Genomic DNA, 13897 nt, shown 5'->3' on the forward strand with positions numbered 1-13897 from the left:
GCCGTCATGATCGTCGCGCAGCCCGCTGCGACGGCGGCGCGAAACGGCGGCTGATAGACTTCGTGCAGCGCGCGTTCGGAGACGTCAACGGCGGCGTAATCGCGTCCGGCGGTCGCGGCGCCGCCCGCGCAGAAATGCTTGGCGGTCGCCGCCAGCGGATAGAATCGCGAGACGTCGTCGCCCTGGAAGCCCTTCACCTTGGCGTGCGCAAATTTCTCGCCGACCAACGGATCCTCGCCAGGACCTTCGGCGATGCGCCCCCACCGCGGATCGCGCGCAATGTCGAGCATCGGCGCAAAGGTGAGATGGATGCCCTCGCCCGCCGCCTCCAACGCCGCCGCGCGCGCCGTTCGCTCCCATAAATCAGGGTCAAAGGCGCCGGCTTCCGCGAGCGGAATGGGAAAAATCGTGCGAAACCCATGCAATATGTCGAGTCCGAACAGCAGCGGCACGCCAAGCCTGCTCTCTTCGACCGCGCAGCGCTGCGCGCGCCGCAACGCATCGAGCCCCCAAAGGTTGAACACGCCGCCGACCCTGCCCGCGCATATGTCGTCGGTCGTGGTCCCGCCGACGCTGGGTCCGGTGATCGCCTGATCGGCCGTCACGAGGTTGAGCTGGCCGAGCTTCTCGGACAGCGTCATTGCGCGCAACAAGGCGTCGATATGGCTCAAGGCTCGCCTGCAGTTTGGCGTTGCGCCGCAGCGAAACATGAGCCTCGCCCCGGCGCAGCGATCCGTTCTAAGCTGAAGCTATCATAAGCGGAACGTTCGACCGCAATGTCACAAAGCGGTCGCGGTCGGCGACGTAAAGCGGGACGATTGATCTTAGGATGGCGAACACAGAAGCCCAGCCGTCAAACGAGCGCAGGACTGCGGCCGATCGTCTCGCGTCGCACCTCAAATCAATGCGCGACGCGATAAGAGGCTCCCGCCAGCTGTCCGCGCTTGTTGGGCTCGCCGTCGGACTTTTCGTGATCGTCGGTGCGACCGCCTATGGACAGATTCGTCTCAACGCCTGGAACAAGCCCTTTTATGACGCGCTTGCGCGCAAGGATCTCGCCGGCTTCGGCGAACAGCTGATCGTTTTCGCCATCATCGCCGGCGCACTGCTCGTCCTCAATGTCGCGCAGACCTGGCTTACGCAGATGACCAAGCTGAAACTGCGGGAAGCGCTGACGCGCGACCTGTTCATTCAATGGCTGACGCCACATCGCGCTTTTAGCATCGCCGGCATGGGCGAAATCGGCGTCAATCCGGATCAGCGCATCCATGCCGACGCGCAACATCTCGCCGAGATTTCGACCGATCTCGGCGTCGGCCTGTTGCAGGCGACATTGTTGCTGCTGAGCTTTATCGGCGTTCTCTGGGCGCTCTCCGCCGGCGTGACCTTCGACGTCTTCGGAACGCGGATCGCCATTCCCGGCTATATGGTGTGGAGCGCGCTGCTCTACGCCAGCGTCGCGTCCTTCGGCGGCTGGCGCATTGGCCGGCCGCTCGTCCAACTGGGGGCCGAACGCTATGGGCGCGAGTCCGAGCTGCGCTTTGCGCTCATGCGGGTCAACGAACATGTCGAGGCGATCGCCGTCCGCCGTGGCGAGGACTTCGAGCAAAGCCGTCTGCATCGGGAGTTCGATCGTCTGCTGACGGTGCTGCGTCAGCTCGTCACGGCGACGACGAATCTGACCTGGGTGACCGCAGGTTATGGCTGGTTCACCATCGTCGCGCCGATCATCGTCGCGGCTCCTGCCTATTTCGCCGGCGATCTCACATTCGGCGGATTGCTGATGGCGGTCGGCGCCTTCACGCAAGTGCAGCAATCGCTGCGTTGGTTCGTCGACAATGCGGGGCTGATCGCCGACTGGCGCGCCACCTTGCGGCGCGTCGCCGATTTTCGCGAAGCGCTGTTCGAAATGGACAGGGCCGCTTTCGAGGCGCGCCGCATCGCCTTCGAGGAGACGCGGGAAGATCTCCTTACGATCGACAGACTGCGCATCCTCTCCTATGCCGGCGAAACGAGCCTGAGCCAGCCGTATGTCGAGATCGCGCCCGGCGAGCATGTGCTCATCGTCGGCGAGCGGAAATCCGGAAAGACGCGCCTGTTTCAAGCGCTCGCCGGCCTGCGGACCGCAGGGAGCGGCGCCGTGCGCGCGCCGCCGGCGGAACACATCCTGTTTTTATCCAAACGCGCCTATCTTCCCGACCTTTCGCTGCGCAGCGCGCTGTCCTATCCCTTGCCCGCGACGAACTTTCCGGATGAGGCGTATATCGCGGCTCTGACCCTGCTCGACCTTGCGCAATTCGTCCCATGGCTCGATCGAGTCGGGCGATGGGAACAGGAACTCACCGACGTCGAACAGCAGGGGCTGGCCTTCGCGAGAGTGGCGCTGCACAGGCCACGCTTCGTCGTCATCGACGAGGCGATCGACTCGCTTTCCTCACATACGCGCCAGCTCTTCTTCGCCGCGCTCGATCAGGAGCTCGCGGGAACGGCGCTGATCTATATCGGCGGCCCAGGAAGCCAGGACGACGGATTCTTCCGCCGAATTCTGCATTTGACGCTGGATACGCGCGCGCCTACGGCCCAGGCGTCGCCCGATCAGGCGGACGTCCCACCGGCGTCCAACGGCGACGTGCGTCCATCTTGACGCAGTCTCGCAAGCGCGCCCCACAGACCGCCGTAGTCGCCAAGCGTGGCGCGCGCCAGTTCAGGGAGCGCCGGATTTTTTTTCGGCAACGCCCGCAAATGCGCCGCGACGCGATCGATCGAAATGCCGATTTCGCTCATCATCGCGCCGCCGATGACGATCCGATCCGGCGACCAGTGGGCGATAGTGTTGTGCAATGCGCGCGCCGTCGTCGCGGCGAGTTCCTCCCATACCGGATGATCAGCGCCGAGCGCGCGCGGCTCGACTCCGAACCGGCGGGCGATGGCGAAACCCGACACCAGTTCTTCGAAGGTGAGCGCGCCGGCGTCGATAAATTGCTCGCCGATTTCGAAGCCATAGGTCGCGCGATCGATTCGCCCGTCGACGATGCGCGCGCCATTCACGCCGGTCGAGATCGTGACATAGGCGAGAATGGCGGAGCCCTTCCCCGCGCCGACGATCGCCTCGCCAAGTCCGACCAGCGCCGTGTCATTCTCGAGCAGGGCCGGCGCGCCGAGCCTTGCTTCAATGTCCTTGGCCAACGCCACGCCATTCCAGTTCGGGAGATTGGCCGCATTGACCAGGATGCGCTTGTCCCGCGACAACACGCCGGGAACGCCGATCGCGACCGCGGAAATCCGCGCGCCCGCCGCCGCCTTCAGCGCAGCCGCGCAGAGGAGCTCCAGCCCGTCGAGATAGTCGTTTGGCGTTTCCGCGGTCACGGGGGCGTCAAGCTCGACGTGATCGCTCGAGCCTGCGACCCGCGTGTTCGTTCCGCCAATATCGACGACGACATACATCGGACGCCTCCGGTCTTCAGGTCATGGGCTTCGGCGCGCCGTCCGCCTTTCGCGCGCAGCGATCAAGGATTTCGATCACTTCGTCGTCGCTGATCTGGCGGAATTCGCGGTAAAAAAAACCGATCGCGCCGAACGCGCGATGCGTTTCAAGACAAACGATTTCATCGACTTCCGGCGCTAAGGAGTCCAATGCGTCGGGTGGCGCGACCGGCACGGCGAGCACAAGCTTGCTTGGCGCGCGGGCGCGAACGGCGCGCAGCGCCGCCCGCGTGGTCGCGCCGGTGGCGACGCCGTCATCGACGACAATCGCCACACGTCCCTTCGCCTCCGGCCGCGCGCGGTGTCCCAGATAGAGCCGTCGGCGCCGCTCGATCTCCCCGAGTTCGCGCGCGCAGGCGTCTTGAAACTCCCGCTCGCTGACGTCCGCCATGGCGATGACGTCGTCATTCCGCACGACGACCGGATCGCCGCCGTCCGCGACGGCGCCCATCGCAAGCTCCGGCTGAAATGGCGCGCCGATCTTTCTGACCAGCACGAGATCGAGCGGCGCGTTCAACGACATCGCAATCGGCTCCGCGACGGGCGCGCCGCCGCGCGGCAGCGCGAAAACCACGACATCCTCGGCTTTGAAGGTCTCAAGCGCGGCGGCAAGGCGACGTCCGGCGTCGGTTCGATCATAGAACGACATGATGACGCCTTCCCATCTAATTGTCTGCGGCCAGCGCCGACTGTGCGAGATCAAGATAGCGCGTCGCCAGCGGCTCCCATTTGGCGGGCTCCCTCGGCGCATCGTCGAGAAGATGCGCCACCGACTGCCGCGCGCGCAGCGTCGCGCGCCAAGCGGCGTAAAGCGCAACAAGACTCTGCGGCGGTTCGCAGCCGAGGCGCTGCGCCACTTTGTCGATCAGCTTGGCGCCGACGGCCTTGGCGCCGATGAGCGCGCATTCGACGCTGAGATAGGCAAGCTCGTCGAAGGGGTCGACCTGACGCAGCTCCGCGTTGAACTCCAGACAGTCGAATATGGCGATGGGATTGCAAAAGCAGATGTGCTCGGGACGCAGATCGCCATGACCGTCGACGATGCGGCCTTGAAGCGCGCGTTCCTGCAACTGCGGCCGGCACGCCGCGAGTCTGGCGTCGAGGCTGTCGAGGAGAAAGGGCGTGCGTCCGTGGTCGAGCGCAAAATCCCGTCGCGTGAGAATGTCCCGATTCTTGTCCTGCTCGCGGAAGAAGCGCTGCGCATAGTCCTCGGCGCTGATCGCGGAACGTTCTGCGCGCCGATAGAAATCCGCCAGCGTTTGGGAGAGCGCATCGAGATGCGCCGCGGTCAGGCGATCGCCGGTTATCAGCCGATCGAGCATCGCCTCCTGCGGCAGGCGGCGCATCGCGACAAGCCAGTCGACGGCACCGCCGTGGCCGCAAAGCGACAGACCGCAGGACGCGCTATAGGTCAGCGGGACGACGCCCAGATAGACATCGGGCGCGAGCCGGCGGTTGAGGCGCACCTCCTCGCGGCAATTGTGTTCGCGCGCTTCGATCGTCGAGAAGTCGAGAAAAGGATAACGGACCGGTTTCTTGAGCTTGTAGACCTTGTCGCCCGCGAGAAAGACGTAGGACATATGCGTTTCCAGCACCGCCACCGACGCCGGCGCATGCGGATAGGCCTCAGGGACGCTCAGGAATCCGACCTTCTCGGCGGTCGAGGGCGACGTTCGATCGCGAACGGCGTCTGGCTCGTTTTGCGAAATCGATGCCATCATCGCGCCGCTTCTCAGCCCTTGACGCAAATGAGCGGCTTCAGAAAGGCGACCTTTCCCGCCAATCCCGCAGCTTCGGCGGAATCCACGACTGCGCGCACGTCCTTATAGGCGCCGGGCGCTTCTTCGGCGACGCCGCGCAGCGACGGGCTCTTGACGATGATTCCTTTAGCGCGAAGATCGTCCACGACTTCGCGTCCGCGCCATGTGCGCGTCGCCGCATGGCGGCTCATGCGCCGCCCAGCGCCGTGACAGGCCGAAGAAAACGCCTGGCGTTCGCTTGTCTGCATGCCGGCGAGCACATAGGAGCCCGCGCCCATGCTTCCGCCGATCAGCACCGGCTGCCCGTACGGCCGCAACGCCTCCGGCAGACTTTCATGCCCGGGGCCAAACGCGCGCGTCGCGCCTTTCCGATGAACGAAAAGCTGGCGCGCTTCGCCGTCGACCAGATGGCGCTCCGCCTTGCAAGTGTTGTGTGAAACATCGAACATGAGCGGCAATTCTCCATTCTCAAAAAATCCGGCGAAGACCTGTCGTGCAAGATGGCCGATGATCTCGCGATTGGCGAGCGCGCAATTGATCGCCGCGCGCATGGCGCCGAGATATTTCCGCCCGAGTTCGGATTTGATCGGCGCGCAGGCCAGTTCACGATCGGGCAGCTCAATCCCGTAATCTTGCGCCGACAACACCATCTCGCGCAAATATTCCGTGCCGATCTGATGGCCAAGGCCGCGCGACCCGCAATGAATCGTTACGACGCATTCTCCCCTGACCAGACCATAGCCGGCGGCGGCCGTCTCATTGAAAATTTCGGCGACTTCCTGCACCTCCAGGTAATGATTGCCCGACCCCAGCGTGCCCATCTCACAACGCTGCCGCTTTCGCGCATGTTCTGAAACCGCCTCGGGATCAGCGCCCGACGCGCTTCCTCTCTCCTCGATGCGCTCCAGATCCGCCGCGCGGCCAAAGCCGCGCTCGATCGCCCATTGCGCGCCGCCAAGCAGCATGGCGTTCATGCCCTGCTCGTCGAGGGCGATCTCGCCCTCCGAACCGACGCCGGCCGGAACATGATGAAAAAGCGCGTCCGCGAGTTCCTGCTGGACCGCAACGATCCGTCCGCGCGTCAAATGCGTCAGATGCGTGCGCACGCCGCAGGAGACGTCGAATCCGACGCCGCCCGCCGACACCACGCCGCCGTCATCCGGATCGAAGGCCGCAACGCCGCCGATCGGGAAGCCGTAGCCCCAATGCGCGTCGGGCATGGCGTAGGACGCGCGCACGACGCCGGGCAGTTTGGCGACATTGGTCGCCTGATCGAAGACCTTGTCGTCCATTTCCCTCACGAGGTCTTCAGTCGCGTAAATAATCGCCGGCGCGCGCATTCCGCCGAAGGGCGCGATGCGCCAGGCGGCATCAGAAAGCTTTTCGAAACGTGAAACGTCCATCGCACCTCTCGCGGCTAAACGTCAATCACGCATTGCGCCCGCCACAGCCCAGGCTGATCCTCGACAAAGGCGAGTTCGGTGTAGGTCGCGCCCTTCACTTCCACGACTGGCGCATGCCGCGCGCGCGACACCGACTCGCCGCGCGCGCGACCATTGAGACGGTTGTTCTCGATCTTAACGTCGAACGCGCCAAACACCATTCGACGCTCCGCCATTTCGTAGATGAGCGCGTTGAGCCAGTCGACGAGCAGCACGTCGAGGCGCGGCGCTTCGATCATGACGTCGACCGACTGTTCGAGTCGAACGGCGGCCGGGTCGAGAATCGTCGCCATCATCGCCAGCGCCGCCTGTTCGCAGGCTTCGCTCGGTGTCCGTCCAAAGCCGCGAACGCCGATATCGGCGTCATGCGGAAAATGCTCGAAGCGCGCGACTGCAGAGCGGTCGCCGACGGCGGACATTGCCGACCCCGGATCAGGCTCGGTTGCGGCCGAGGACGGATGCGCGCTCGATTTTGGGCTGGATTTGCATGCGGAAAATCCTCCGGAACCTGAGGCGAATGCATGAGCGCCTGAGATCCATATGGCGAAGGCTCGGCGGCTTTCCAGATAGAAGAGGCAAGCGACGGCATGTAGGCTGGCGCGCCAACTTGCGCGAGGTCTTGACCATGACAAGCGGCTTCACGACGATCGACGTCGCCATCGGCCCCAAACGTCTCGACGGCTCGCTGTTTCTGCCTCAAACGCCACAGGGGCTGATTACTTTCGCGCATGGCAGCGGCTCCTCGCGCTTCAGCCCGCGCAACAGATATGTCGCCGAACGGCTTGTGGCGCAGGGATTCGCCTGTTTGCTGTTCGATCTCCTGACCGCCGAGGAAGGGGAATTCCGCCGCAACGTCTTCGACATCCCGCTGCTCGGCGCGCGCGTCGTCGAGGCGATCGCCTGGGCCGGCGCGCAGCGCGATGTTTCCCGCCTGCCAATCGGTCTTTTCGGGGCGAGCACGGGCGCCGCGGCGGCGCTCGTCGCGGCGGCCGACGAGCCGCGCGTCGCCGCTGTGGTCTCCCGCGGCGGCCGGCCAGATCTCGCAGGCGACGCGCTGCCGCGCGTCCAGGCGCCGACATTGCTGATCGTCGGCGGACTGGATTATGGCGTCATTGAACTCAATCGCGACGCCCAGCAGCTGCTCAGATGCCGCAGCCGTCTCGACATCGTGCCCGGCGCCACCCATCTCTTCGAGGAGCCAGGCACATTGGACAGCGTGGTCGAACGCGCGACCCTTTGGTTTGACGAGTATCTTGGCGCGGCTCCGGACGTGGCGGACGCGTAACGCCGTTGCGAATTTTGCGTGACGAAAGAAGCGGTTCCAAAAAATGACGACGATGGCGATGACTGAACCGCCGCTCAAGCGGCTTTTCGAGCGGCTGGATTTTGCGCCGCAGCCGAAACGTCTGGAGCTCGATATCGTGCATGAGCGCTGGGAGGCGGCGCGCGATGGCGCCGTTGCGCCGAGGAGAAGCGCGATCAGCTTCGCGCCGGAAGACCGGGCCGCGGCAGAGACCCTGTTCGTTCACCGTTTCGAAGGATCCGACGCCGTTCTGACCGAAGGCGCGTCAGCGGCGGCGATGTTGCTGGGATACTGCGAGATTGGCGACAGGCTCAGCGAAGCTTCAGGCCGCAGGGGCGCAGTGCGGCTGCGTCGCCTGTTGAAGGAGATGCGGCGCACCGGCCAACCGGTGCTCGCGCAATACACGAGGGTGGAAAATGGGCGCGACCGCGCCATCGTCGAAATTCTCGCGGCGCCGCTCTCTGAAGACGGGCGGACGATCGACTCGGCGCTGACCGCGATTTCTGCCCATGCGCTGGACGGGGCGCCCGCGCGGGCGCGCCATAACGCCGCGGATCGCAGCCTTGCGGTTTTCGCGCTCGGCGCCAGCATGTCCTTTGGCGACGACGTCGCACAATGTCTCGGCGCCGAACTCGCGCCGCTCGAAGACCGCGAATTCGAAGACGGCGAATATAAGATCCGGCCGCTTGAGAATATACGCGGCCGCGACTGCTACGCGGTCTTCACGCTGAATGGCGATGAGACGGCAAGCAGCGCCGACAAGCTGTGCAAACTCCTGTTTTTCATTGCCGCGCTGAAAGATGCTGGCGCAGCGCGGGTGACCGCGGTCACCCCTTATCTTTGCTTCTCGCGGAAGGACCGGCGCACGAAGCCGCGCGATCCGGTGACGACGCGTTACGTCGCCCAACTCTTTGAGGCGCTCGGAACTGACCGTCTGGTTTGCATCGACGCGCACAACATCGCCGCTTTTCAGAACGCCTTCCGCTGCGAGACGGTTCACCTCGACGCTCAAGCGCTGTTCGCACGTCATGTCGTCGCAAATGTCGGCGACTCGCCGGTCGCGGTCGTCTCTCCCGATCTTGGCGGCGAGAAACGCGCGGAACTGTTCCGCCTGCGGCTGGAGCGCGTGCTGAGACGCCCTGTCGCCAAGGCCTTCATGGACAAGCATCGCAGCGAGGGCCGCGTCGTCGGCGACATTTTTGCCGGCGACGTCAAGGGCCGCACCGCGATCATCATCGACGATCTCATCTCCGGCGGCGGCACCGTGGCGCGCACCGCCGCCGCATGCCGGGCGAACGGCGCGGCGCGCGTCTGGGTCGCCGCGAGCCATGGCGTCTTCTCGGACACGGCGGCGGCGACGCTCGCGGACGCGCCGATCGACAGACTCGTCATCACCGATTCCGTGCCCGTGCGCTCCACCGTCGCGCGCGCGCTCGGCGATCGTTTGACCCTGGTCAGCGTCGCCGGCCTGGTCGCCGAAGCCATCCGGCGTCTGCACGCCAATGGCTCTATCGTTCAGCTGCTCGACGAAGGGCCTTAGACGCGCGCGCACGCTCCAGATTGCGTATTGCGACGACTCGCGTCACAAGCCTCGCATGACTCCGCAAGACATCGTCGTTCGCGCAATGACCCGGAGCGAACTCGATACGGCGCTCGATTGGGCGGCCGCCGAGGGCTGGAATCCCGGCCTTGACGACGCCGAGAGTTTCTATGCCGTCGACCCGCAGGGTTTCTTTATCGCGGAATGCGCGGGCGAGGCTTTGGGCTGCGTCTCCGCCGTGGCCTATGACGAGACCTTCGGCTATGTCGGACTTTTCATTGTTCGTCCGCCCTTTCGTCGAAGAGGCGTCGGGCTTCGGCTCCTGAACGTCGCGCTGGCGCGCTTGCAGGGGCGCAATGTCGGGCTCGACGCCGCGATCGACATGCAGCGGATTTATGCGCGATACGGATTCCAATTCGCCCATCGCGACATTCGCCATCAATGCGTTGGCGGCGGCGTCTCGCCGGAAGGGCTGACGGACCTGGCGTGCGTCCCCTTCGACGACATCATGCGCTATGACGCCGCCGTCTTTCCGACATCTCGTGCGAAATTTCTGTCGCGCTGGATTTCCCAGCCGCGCAGCGTGGCGCTCGCCGTTGCGCCGCACGGCCGGCTCGCGGGCTATGGCGTGCTGCGCGCCTGCCGCGAAGGCTATCGAATCGGACCGCTGTTCGCGGACGATGCGCAGATCGCCAGCGACCTCCTGCAGGGCTTGTGCGCACGCGCGCCGGGCGCGCGCATCTTCCTCGATACGCCCGAGGCGAACCCCGCCGCGATCGCGCTGACGCAGCGGCGGAACATGACGGCCTTATTCGACACCGCGCGCATGTATGTGAAGGGACCGCCGCCGGGGCGGATCGACCGCTGCTACGGAATCGCCACTTTCGAACTCGGCTGATGCGCCTGCGCGGAGCCGACCGTCATGCGATCGATCAGGTCGGCGCCCGTCGCGCTCGGTTCGATCAGCGTCGGATCTTCGTCGGCTTCGTTTGAACGGTTGACGCGCGGCGATACGATCCACTCCTGGAGAGCGTCGTCGGGCGGCGCGCGGAGCAATGCGCCAGGGTCGTCGCCGGTCATCCATGCATTGACGTCGCGCCAATCCAGGATGATCGGCATCCGATGGTGAAAACGGCGCATCCACGCATTGGCCGGGCCAACGACAATGGTCACCGACTCCACCCGCGCATCGTTCTCGACGTCGCGACAGCTTTCGTACACGCCGGCAAGGGCGAGCGGGCGGCCGTCGCGCGCCGAAAAATAATGCGGCGTCCTGGCGCTTTTCGCGCCGGTCCACTCATAAAAGCCCGACGCCGGGATGACGCAGCGCCGCGCGGCGAAGGCCGAGCGAAACATCGGCTTCTCGGCGATCCCCTCGGCGCGCGCATTGAATGTGGCGGGCAGATCGCGCAGCGGCTTCTTCCACCATGAGGGCGCCAGGCCCCAGCGCATCTGCGCGAGCGCATTGCCGGCAGCCGTCGGCCTGACGACCTCGATCATCGTGGTCGGCGCGACGTTGTAGCGCGGCTGCAGATTGCGCGGCTGGCCGATCAGATCGGCGAGCCGCTGGAGCTCCTCCCAGGAGAGATGCTGTGCGAATCGCCCGCACATTGGGCGAGAGACCTCTCTTAGTAGTAGTGGCGCCGGTGGCGACGATAGTAATATGGACGCGGCGCCGTGGCGGCGCCAATGATCGCGCCGCCCGCCGCGCCGACCGCCGCCGTGGCGAGCGTCGGCCCAGCGAGGCCGCCCGAGGCAAGCGCGCCGATGCCGGCCCCGCCCAGACCGCCGATGATGCCGCCGCCGACGGCGCGTTCGCCCGGCGTATAGCACCCGTAAAGCGGCGCCGAGGCCATCAGAAGCGTCGCGAAAACGAGGGCTTTCTTGAGCCGGCGGGGCGTGGCGGTACTGTGCATTTTCATTCCCTTGTTCATATGGTTTCGCCCCATCGGCGTTCAGCCCAGGCTTTGGGGCGCGCCGCCGAATGACCCCAGATTTGCGCCAGAACGATGACCCCGCGCAGGCGAAAGTCAGCGAGGACGAAGCGCCGCCAGCAACACGCCGGGCGCTGCGTTCTTTCAAATAAGAATATTTCGAAAGACCGTTCCTGAAAGACTTCCGATAAACGATGCATGGTATTGACCAGATGAGTTGCTTGTTAAATCTTTGCTGCATGCGCGCGGCGCGGTCGGCCTCACCCTGGAAATCCCGAACAAGATGCGCGCGCCCAAACACAAGGATCGCCTTTACGCCCAGGCGGCGTTTCGATCCGCGAAGGAGAAAGAGATGTGCGATATGGCGCGCGAGAAAACACTCATTGATTCGATTCTGACGGAAGCGATGAACCACAGTTCCGTCAGAACGTCGATCAACGAAATCGAACTCGCCGGCTACGGCCTCGCCGCGCTGCGCAGCGAATATGCGCTGACCTGTTCGGACGAATGCATGCGCAAGAGATGTGACGAATTCGCCGCGCTCATCGTGCTCTCTCGTCGCGCCCAGCAACCCGCGCTGCGACTGCAGTGAGCCATTCGTGAACCAAAGGGAAGCGCGCGATGTTCATGGCCTCGAACCAGTTCAAGGTGCTCAAGGGCTGCGAAGAAACATTCGAAGCGGCCTGGAGAGAGACGAGCGTCCGGTTGCGCGACGCGGCGGGTCTGATCGGCTTTCGCTTCCATAAGGGCAAGGAAGTCGGCCCGCATGTGCTCTACTTTTCAATCACGATGTGGGCGAAGGAAGAGCATTTCCTCGATTGGCGACGCGTCGAGCTCTACGGCGGAAGCTTTGGACCGCGTCGCGCGTCGCGGCTCGAGGAATTCGACGCGACGATCTCCAGAACCAATCCGCAATAAAACGCCGACGGCGTTTCCGGGAGAAAGACATGTTGGGAATTGGCGACGCACTGCCACGCTTTTCCATTACCGGCGTGAAGCCGGGATTTAACGAGATCGAGGAAAACGGCGTATCCGCCTTCGAACCGCTCGACGAAATGAGCTTTCCGGGGATGTGGAAGGTCATCTTCTTCTATCCGAAGGATTTCACCTTTGTTTGCCCGACGGAAATCGCCGCCTTCGCGCGCTTGTCGGATGAATTCGCCAAACATGACGCGGTCGTCCTCGGCGGCTCGACGGACAATGAATTCGTGAAGCTCGCATGGCGGCGCGATCATCCGGATCTCAAGAATTTGCCGATCTGGCAATTCGCCGACGCCAAGGGCCATCTGATCGACGGCCTCGGCGTGCGCGCGCCTTCAGGCGTCGCCCATCGCGTCACCTTCGTCGTCGATCCCGAAAACGTCATTCAACACGTCTATGCGACAAATCTCGACGTCGGCCGCGCGCCGGAGGACACATTGCGCGTGCTCGACGCCCTGCAGACCGGCGCCCTGTGCGCCTGCAACCGGCCGGTCGGCGGCGAAACGCTCAGCCCTGCGGCGTAAACATGCTGGCGGCGGCGCCGGGCAACTGCAGCGTCAGACACTTCGCCGCGCCGCCCGCCTTCATGAATTCCGAAAGCGGCGTCACGACGGGCGCGAAGCCGGCGTCGATCAGACGCGCGCGCAGGTCATCGGAACAGGCGTTGAGGAACACGCGCCCCCCGACCTCGACGGCGTTGCAGGCGAAAGAGAGCGCGTCGCGCTCCGCGACTTCGATCCGCTTCTCCGCCGGCACGATCGCCCGAATCGCTTCCTGCGAAGCGATATCGAAGGCCGCCGGATAATACATCGCCCAGCCGCCGCTCAGCGGGCAGAAGCACGTATCGAGATGATAGAAGCGCGGATCGACGAGCTTCAGCGCGATCGCGCGCCGCCCGAAGATCTTCTCGAGATGTCTTGGCGCTTCTTCGTCCGAGCGCCAGCCATAGCCGCACCAGACCACGCCCCGCGCATGATCGACCAGCGCGTCGCCGGCGCCTTCGAAGGCGACGTTCGAAGGCCAGGGCGCGATCGAATAGCCTTGCGCTTCGAACCATTCGCCAAACAGACGCTCTTCGGGCCGCCGCTCCCTGGCGTGGAACCGACTCACCACGGCCGTGCCGCCGATCGCCAGACCCGCATTGGCGGTGAAGACCATGTCCGGCAGGCCCGGCGTCGGCGCGACGAAGGCGATGTCGCTATGCGCCGCCAGACTGCGGCGCAAATATTCCCATTGCGCTTTGGCGCGCGGAAGCGTCGCCTGTCCGACCTGATTCTCCATCCATGGATTGATGATGTAGTCGACGCCGAAATGGTCTGGGGCGCACATCAGAATGGCGCTGCGCGCAGGCGCGCGATGCGTCGTTAGGCGCTCTCGCGCATGCGCTCGCGGTTGAACGGCCAGCACGTCGGCGTCGGCGTCGAAGTTCGTCAGCGTCTCTTCCATGGGGCGTC

16 protein-coding genes are annotated in these 13897 nt (G+C 64.7%); 7 read left to right on the plus strand and 9 right to left on the minus strand.

Annotation, left to right across the window (positions count from 1 at the left end):
* A partial coding sequence (locus tag AB7F41_RS11250) for a glycoside hydrolase family 3 protein (RefSeq protein ID WP_428406581.1) occupies positions 1–671 on the minus strand: 671 nt, incomplete at its 3' end.
* Between the two features lie 158 nt (positions 672–829).
* Here AB7F41_RS11250 and AB7F41_RS11255 point away from each other — a divergent pair.
* Positions 830–2644, plus strand: coding sequence for an ABC transporter ATP-binding protein/permease (locus tag AB7F41_RS11255; protein WP_428385417.1), 1815 nt, complete (start codon positions 830–832; stop codon positions 2642–2644).
* Here the strand turns inward: AB7F41_RS11255 and AB7F41_RS11260 are convergent.
* Genes AB7F41_RS11260 through AB7F41_RS11280 form a run of 5 tightly spaced genes read right to left on the minus strand, consistent with a single transcriptional unit; the run spans position 2596 to position 7104 of the window.
* The gene (locus AB7F41_RS11260) at positions 2596–3444 is read right to left on the minus strand and encodes an ROK family protein (protein ID WP_428385415.1); all 849 of its coding nucleotides are present in this window, start codon (positions 3442–3444) and stop codon (positions 2596–2598) included. The two genes, AB7F41_RS11255 and AB7F41_RS11260, sit on opposite strands and share 49 nt — an antisense overlap.
* 16 nt (positions 3445–3460) lie before the next feature.
* Positions 3461–4132: a phosphoribosyltransferase gene (locus AB7F41_RS11265; protein ID WP_428385413.1), complete on the minus strand. Its 672-nt coding sequence runs from the start codon at positions 4130–4132 to the stop codon at positions 3461–3463.
* Between the two features lie 16 nt (positions 4133–4148).
* Positions 4149–5204 carry a hypothetical protein gene (locus tag AB7F41_RS11270; protein ID WP_428385411.1) on the minus strand — a complete coding sequence of 352 codons (1056 nt, stop codon included), beginning with the start codon at positions 5202–5204 and terminating at the stop codon, positions 4149–4151.
* A gap of 11 nt (positions 5205–5215) precedes the next feature.
* Entirely contained in the window at positions 5216–6646 is a 1431-nt protein-coding gene (locus AB7F41_RS11275; protein ID WP_428385409.1) for an RtcB family protein, read from the minus strand.
* A gap of 14 nt (positions 6647–6660) precedes the next feature.
* Entirely contained in the window at positions 6661–7104 is a 444-nt protein-coding gene (locus AB7F41_RS11280) for an archease (RefSeq protein ID WP_428385407.1), read from the minus strand.
* 206 nt (positions 7105–7310) lie between these two features.
* Between AB7F41_RS11280 and AB7F41_RS11285 the strand changes: the two genes are divergently transcribed.
* From AB7F41_RS11285 to AB7F41_RS11295, 3 genes are read left to right on the plus strand one after another with little or no spacing between them, the layout of a single operon-like run.
* Positions 7311–7970 (plus strand): dienelactone hydrolase family protein, encoded by a 660-nt coding sequence (locus tag AB7F41_RS11285; RefSeq protein WP_428406584.1) that lies wholly within the window; start codon positions 7311–7313, stop codon positions 7968–7970.
* 52 nt (positions 7971–8022) lie between these two features.
* A complete protein-coding gene (gene prs / locus AB7F41_RS11290) occupies positions 8023–9528 on the plus strand; it encodes a ribose-phosphate diphosphokinase (protein WP_428384703.1) in 1506 nt (501 codons plus the stop codon).
* Positions 9529–9583: 55 nt separating this feature from the next.
* On the plus strand, positions 9584–10426 hold the full coding sequence (locus AB7F41_RS11295; RefSeq protein WP_428384701.1) for a GNAT family N-acetyltransferase: 843 nt from the start codon (positions 9584–9586) through the stop codon (positions 10424–10426).
* Here AB7F41_RS11295 and AB7F41_RS11300 read toward each other — a convergent pair.
* Complete coding sequence (locus AB7F41_RS11300; protein ID WP_428384700.1) at positions 10396–11139, minus strand: SOS response-associated peptidase; 744 nt, start codon at positions 11137–11139, stop codon at positions 10396–10398. The two genes, AB7F41_RS11295 and AB7F41_RS11300, sit on opposite strands and share 31 nt — an antisense overlap.
* Before the next feature lie 17 nt (positions 11140–11156).
* Positions 11157–11444: a hypothetical protein gene (locus AB7F41_RS11305; RefSeq protein WP_428384707.1), complete on the minus strand. Its 288-nt coding sequence runs from the start codon at positions 11442–11444 to the stop codon at positions 11157–11159.
* A 235-nt stretch (positions 11445–11679) separates the two neighbouring features.
* Between AB7F41_RS11305 and AB7F41_RS11310 the strand changes: the two genes are divergently transcribed.
* Genes AB7F41_RS11310 through AB7F41_RS11320 form a run of 3 tightly spaced genes read left to right on the plus strand, consistent with a single transcriptional unit; the run spans position 11680 to position 12967 of the window.
* The gene (locus AB7F41_RS11310) at positions 11680–12054 is read left to right on the plus strand and encodes a hypothetical protein (protein ID WP_428384698.1); all 375 of its coding nucleotides are present in this window, start codon (positions 11680–11682) and stop codon (positions 12052–12054) included.
* A 29-nt stretch (positions 12055–12083) separates the two neighbouring features.
* On the plus strand, positions 12084–12380 hold the full coding sequence (locus AB7F41_RS11315; protein WP_428384697.1) for an antibiotic biosynthesis monooxygenase family protein: 297 nt from the start codon (positions 12084–12086) through the stop codon (positions 12378–12380).
* A 29-nt stretch (positions 12381–12409) separates the two neighbouring features.
* Positions 12410–12967, plus strand: a complete 558-nt coding sequence (locus tag AB7F41_RS11320) for a peroxiredoxin (RefSeq protein ID WP_428384695.1) — start codon at positions 12410–12412, stop codon at positions 12965–12967.
* Here the strand turns inward: AB7F41_RS11320 and AB7F41_RS11325 are convergent.
* Entirely contained in the window at positions 12951–13889 is a 939-nt protein-coding gene (locus tag AB7F41_RS11325) for a dimethylarginine dimethylaminohydrolase family protein (protein WP_428384693.1), read from the minus strand. The genes AB7F41_RS11320 and AB7F41_RS11325 overlap by 17 nt on opposite strands.
* Positions 13890–13897 lie beyond the last annotated feature (8 nt).

Origin of the sequence: Methylocystis sp., assembly GCF_050251305.1 — a bacterium.
GTDB lineage: Bacteria > Pseudomonadota > Alphaproteobacteria > Rhizobiales > Beijerinckiaceae > Methylocystis.

Coding starts and splice junctions, on each gene's coding strand:
- AB7F41_RS11255 (WP_428385417.1), top strand. CDS start 830: ATGGCGAACACAGAAGCCCAGCCGTCAAACGAGCGCAGGACTGCGGCC.
- AB7F41_RS11260 (WP_428385415.1), bottom strand. CDS start 3,444: ATGTATGTCGTCGTCGATATTGGCGGAACGAACACGCGGGTCGCAGGC.
- AB7F41_RS11265 (WP_428385413.1), bottom strand. CDS start 4,132: ATGTCGTTCTATGATCGAACCGACGCCGGACGTCGCCTTGCCGCCGCG.
- AB7F41_RS11270 (WP_428385411.1), bottom strand. CDS start 5,204: ATGATGGCATCGATTTCGCAAAACGAGCCAGACGCCGTTCGCGATCGA.
- AB7F41_RS11275 (WP_428385409.1), bottom strand. CDS start 6,646: ATGGACGTTTCACGTTTCGAAAAGCTTTCTGATGCCGCCTGGCGCATC.
- AB7F41_RS11280 (WP_428385407.1), bottom strand. CDS start 7,104: ATGTCCGCCGTCGGCGACCGCTCTGCAGTCGCGCGCTTCGAGCATTTT.
- AB7F41_RS11285 (WP_428406584.1), top strand. CDS start 7,311: ATGACAAGCGGCTTCACGACGATCGACGTCGCCATCGGCCCCAAACGT.
- prs (WP_428384703.1), top strand. CDS start 8,023: ATGGCGATGACTGAACCGCCGCTCAAGCGGCTTTTCGAGCGGCTGGAT.
- AB7F41_RS11295 (WP_428384701.1), top strand. CDS start 9,584: ATGACTCCGCAAGACATCGTCGTTCGCGCAATGACCCGGAGCGAACTC.
- AB7F41_RS11300 (WP_428384700.1), bottom strand. CDS start 11,139: ATGTGCGGGCGATTCGCACAGCATCTCTCCTGGGAGGAGCTCCAGCGG.
- AB7F41_RS11305 (WP_428384707.1), bottom strand. CDS start 11,444: ATGCACAGTACCGCCACGCCCCGCCGGCTCAAGAAAGCCCTCGTTTTC.
- AB7F41_RS11315 (WP_428384697.1), top strand. CDS start 12,084: ATGTTCATGGCCTCGAACCAGTTCAAGGTGCTCAAGGGCTGCGAAGAA.
- AB7F41_RS11320 (WP_428384695.1), top strand. CDS start 12,410: ATGTTGGGAATTGGCGACGCACTGCCACGCTTTTCCATTACCGGCGTG.
- AB7F41_RS11325 (WP_428384693.1), bottom strand. CDS start 13,889: ATGGAAGAGACGCTGACGAACTTCGACGCCGACGCCGACGTGCTGGCC.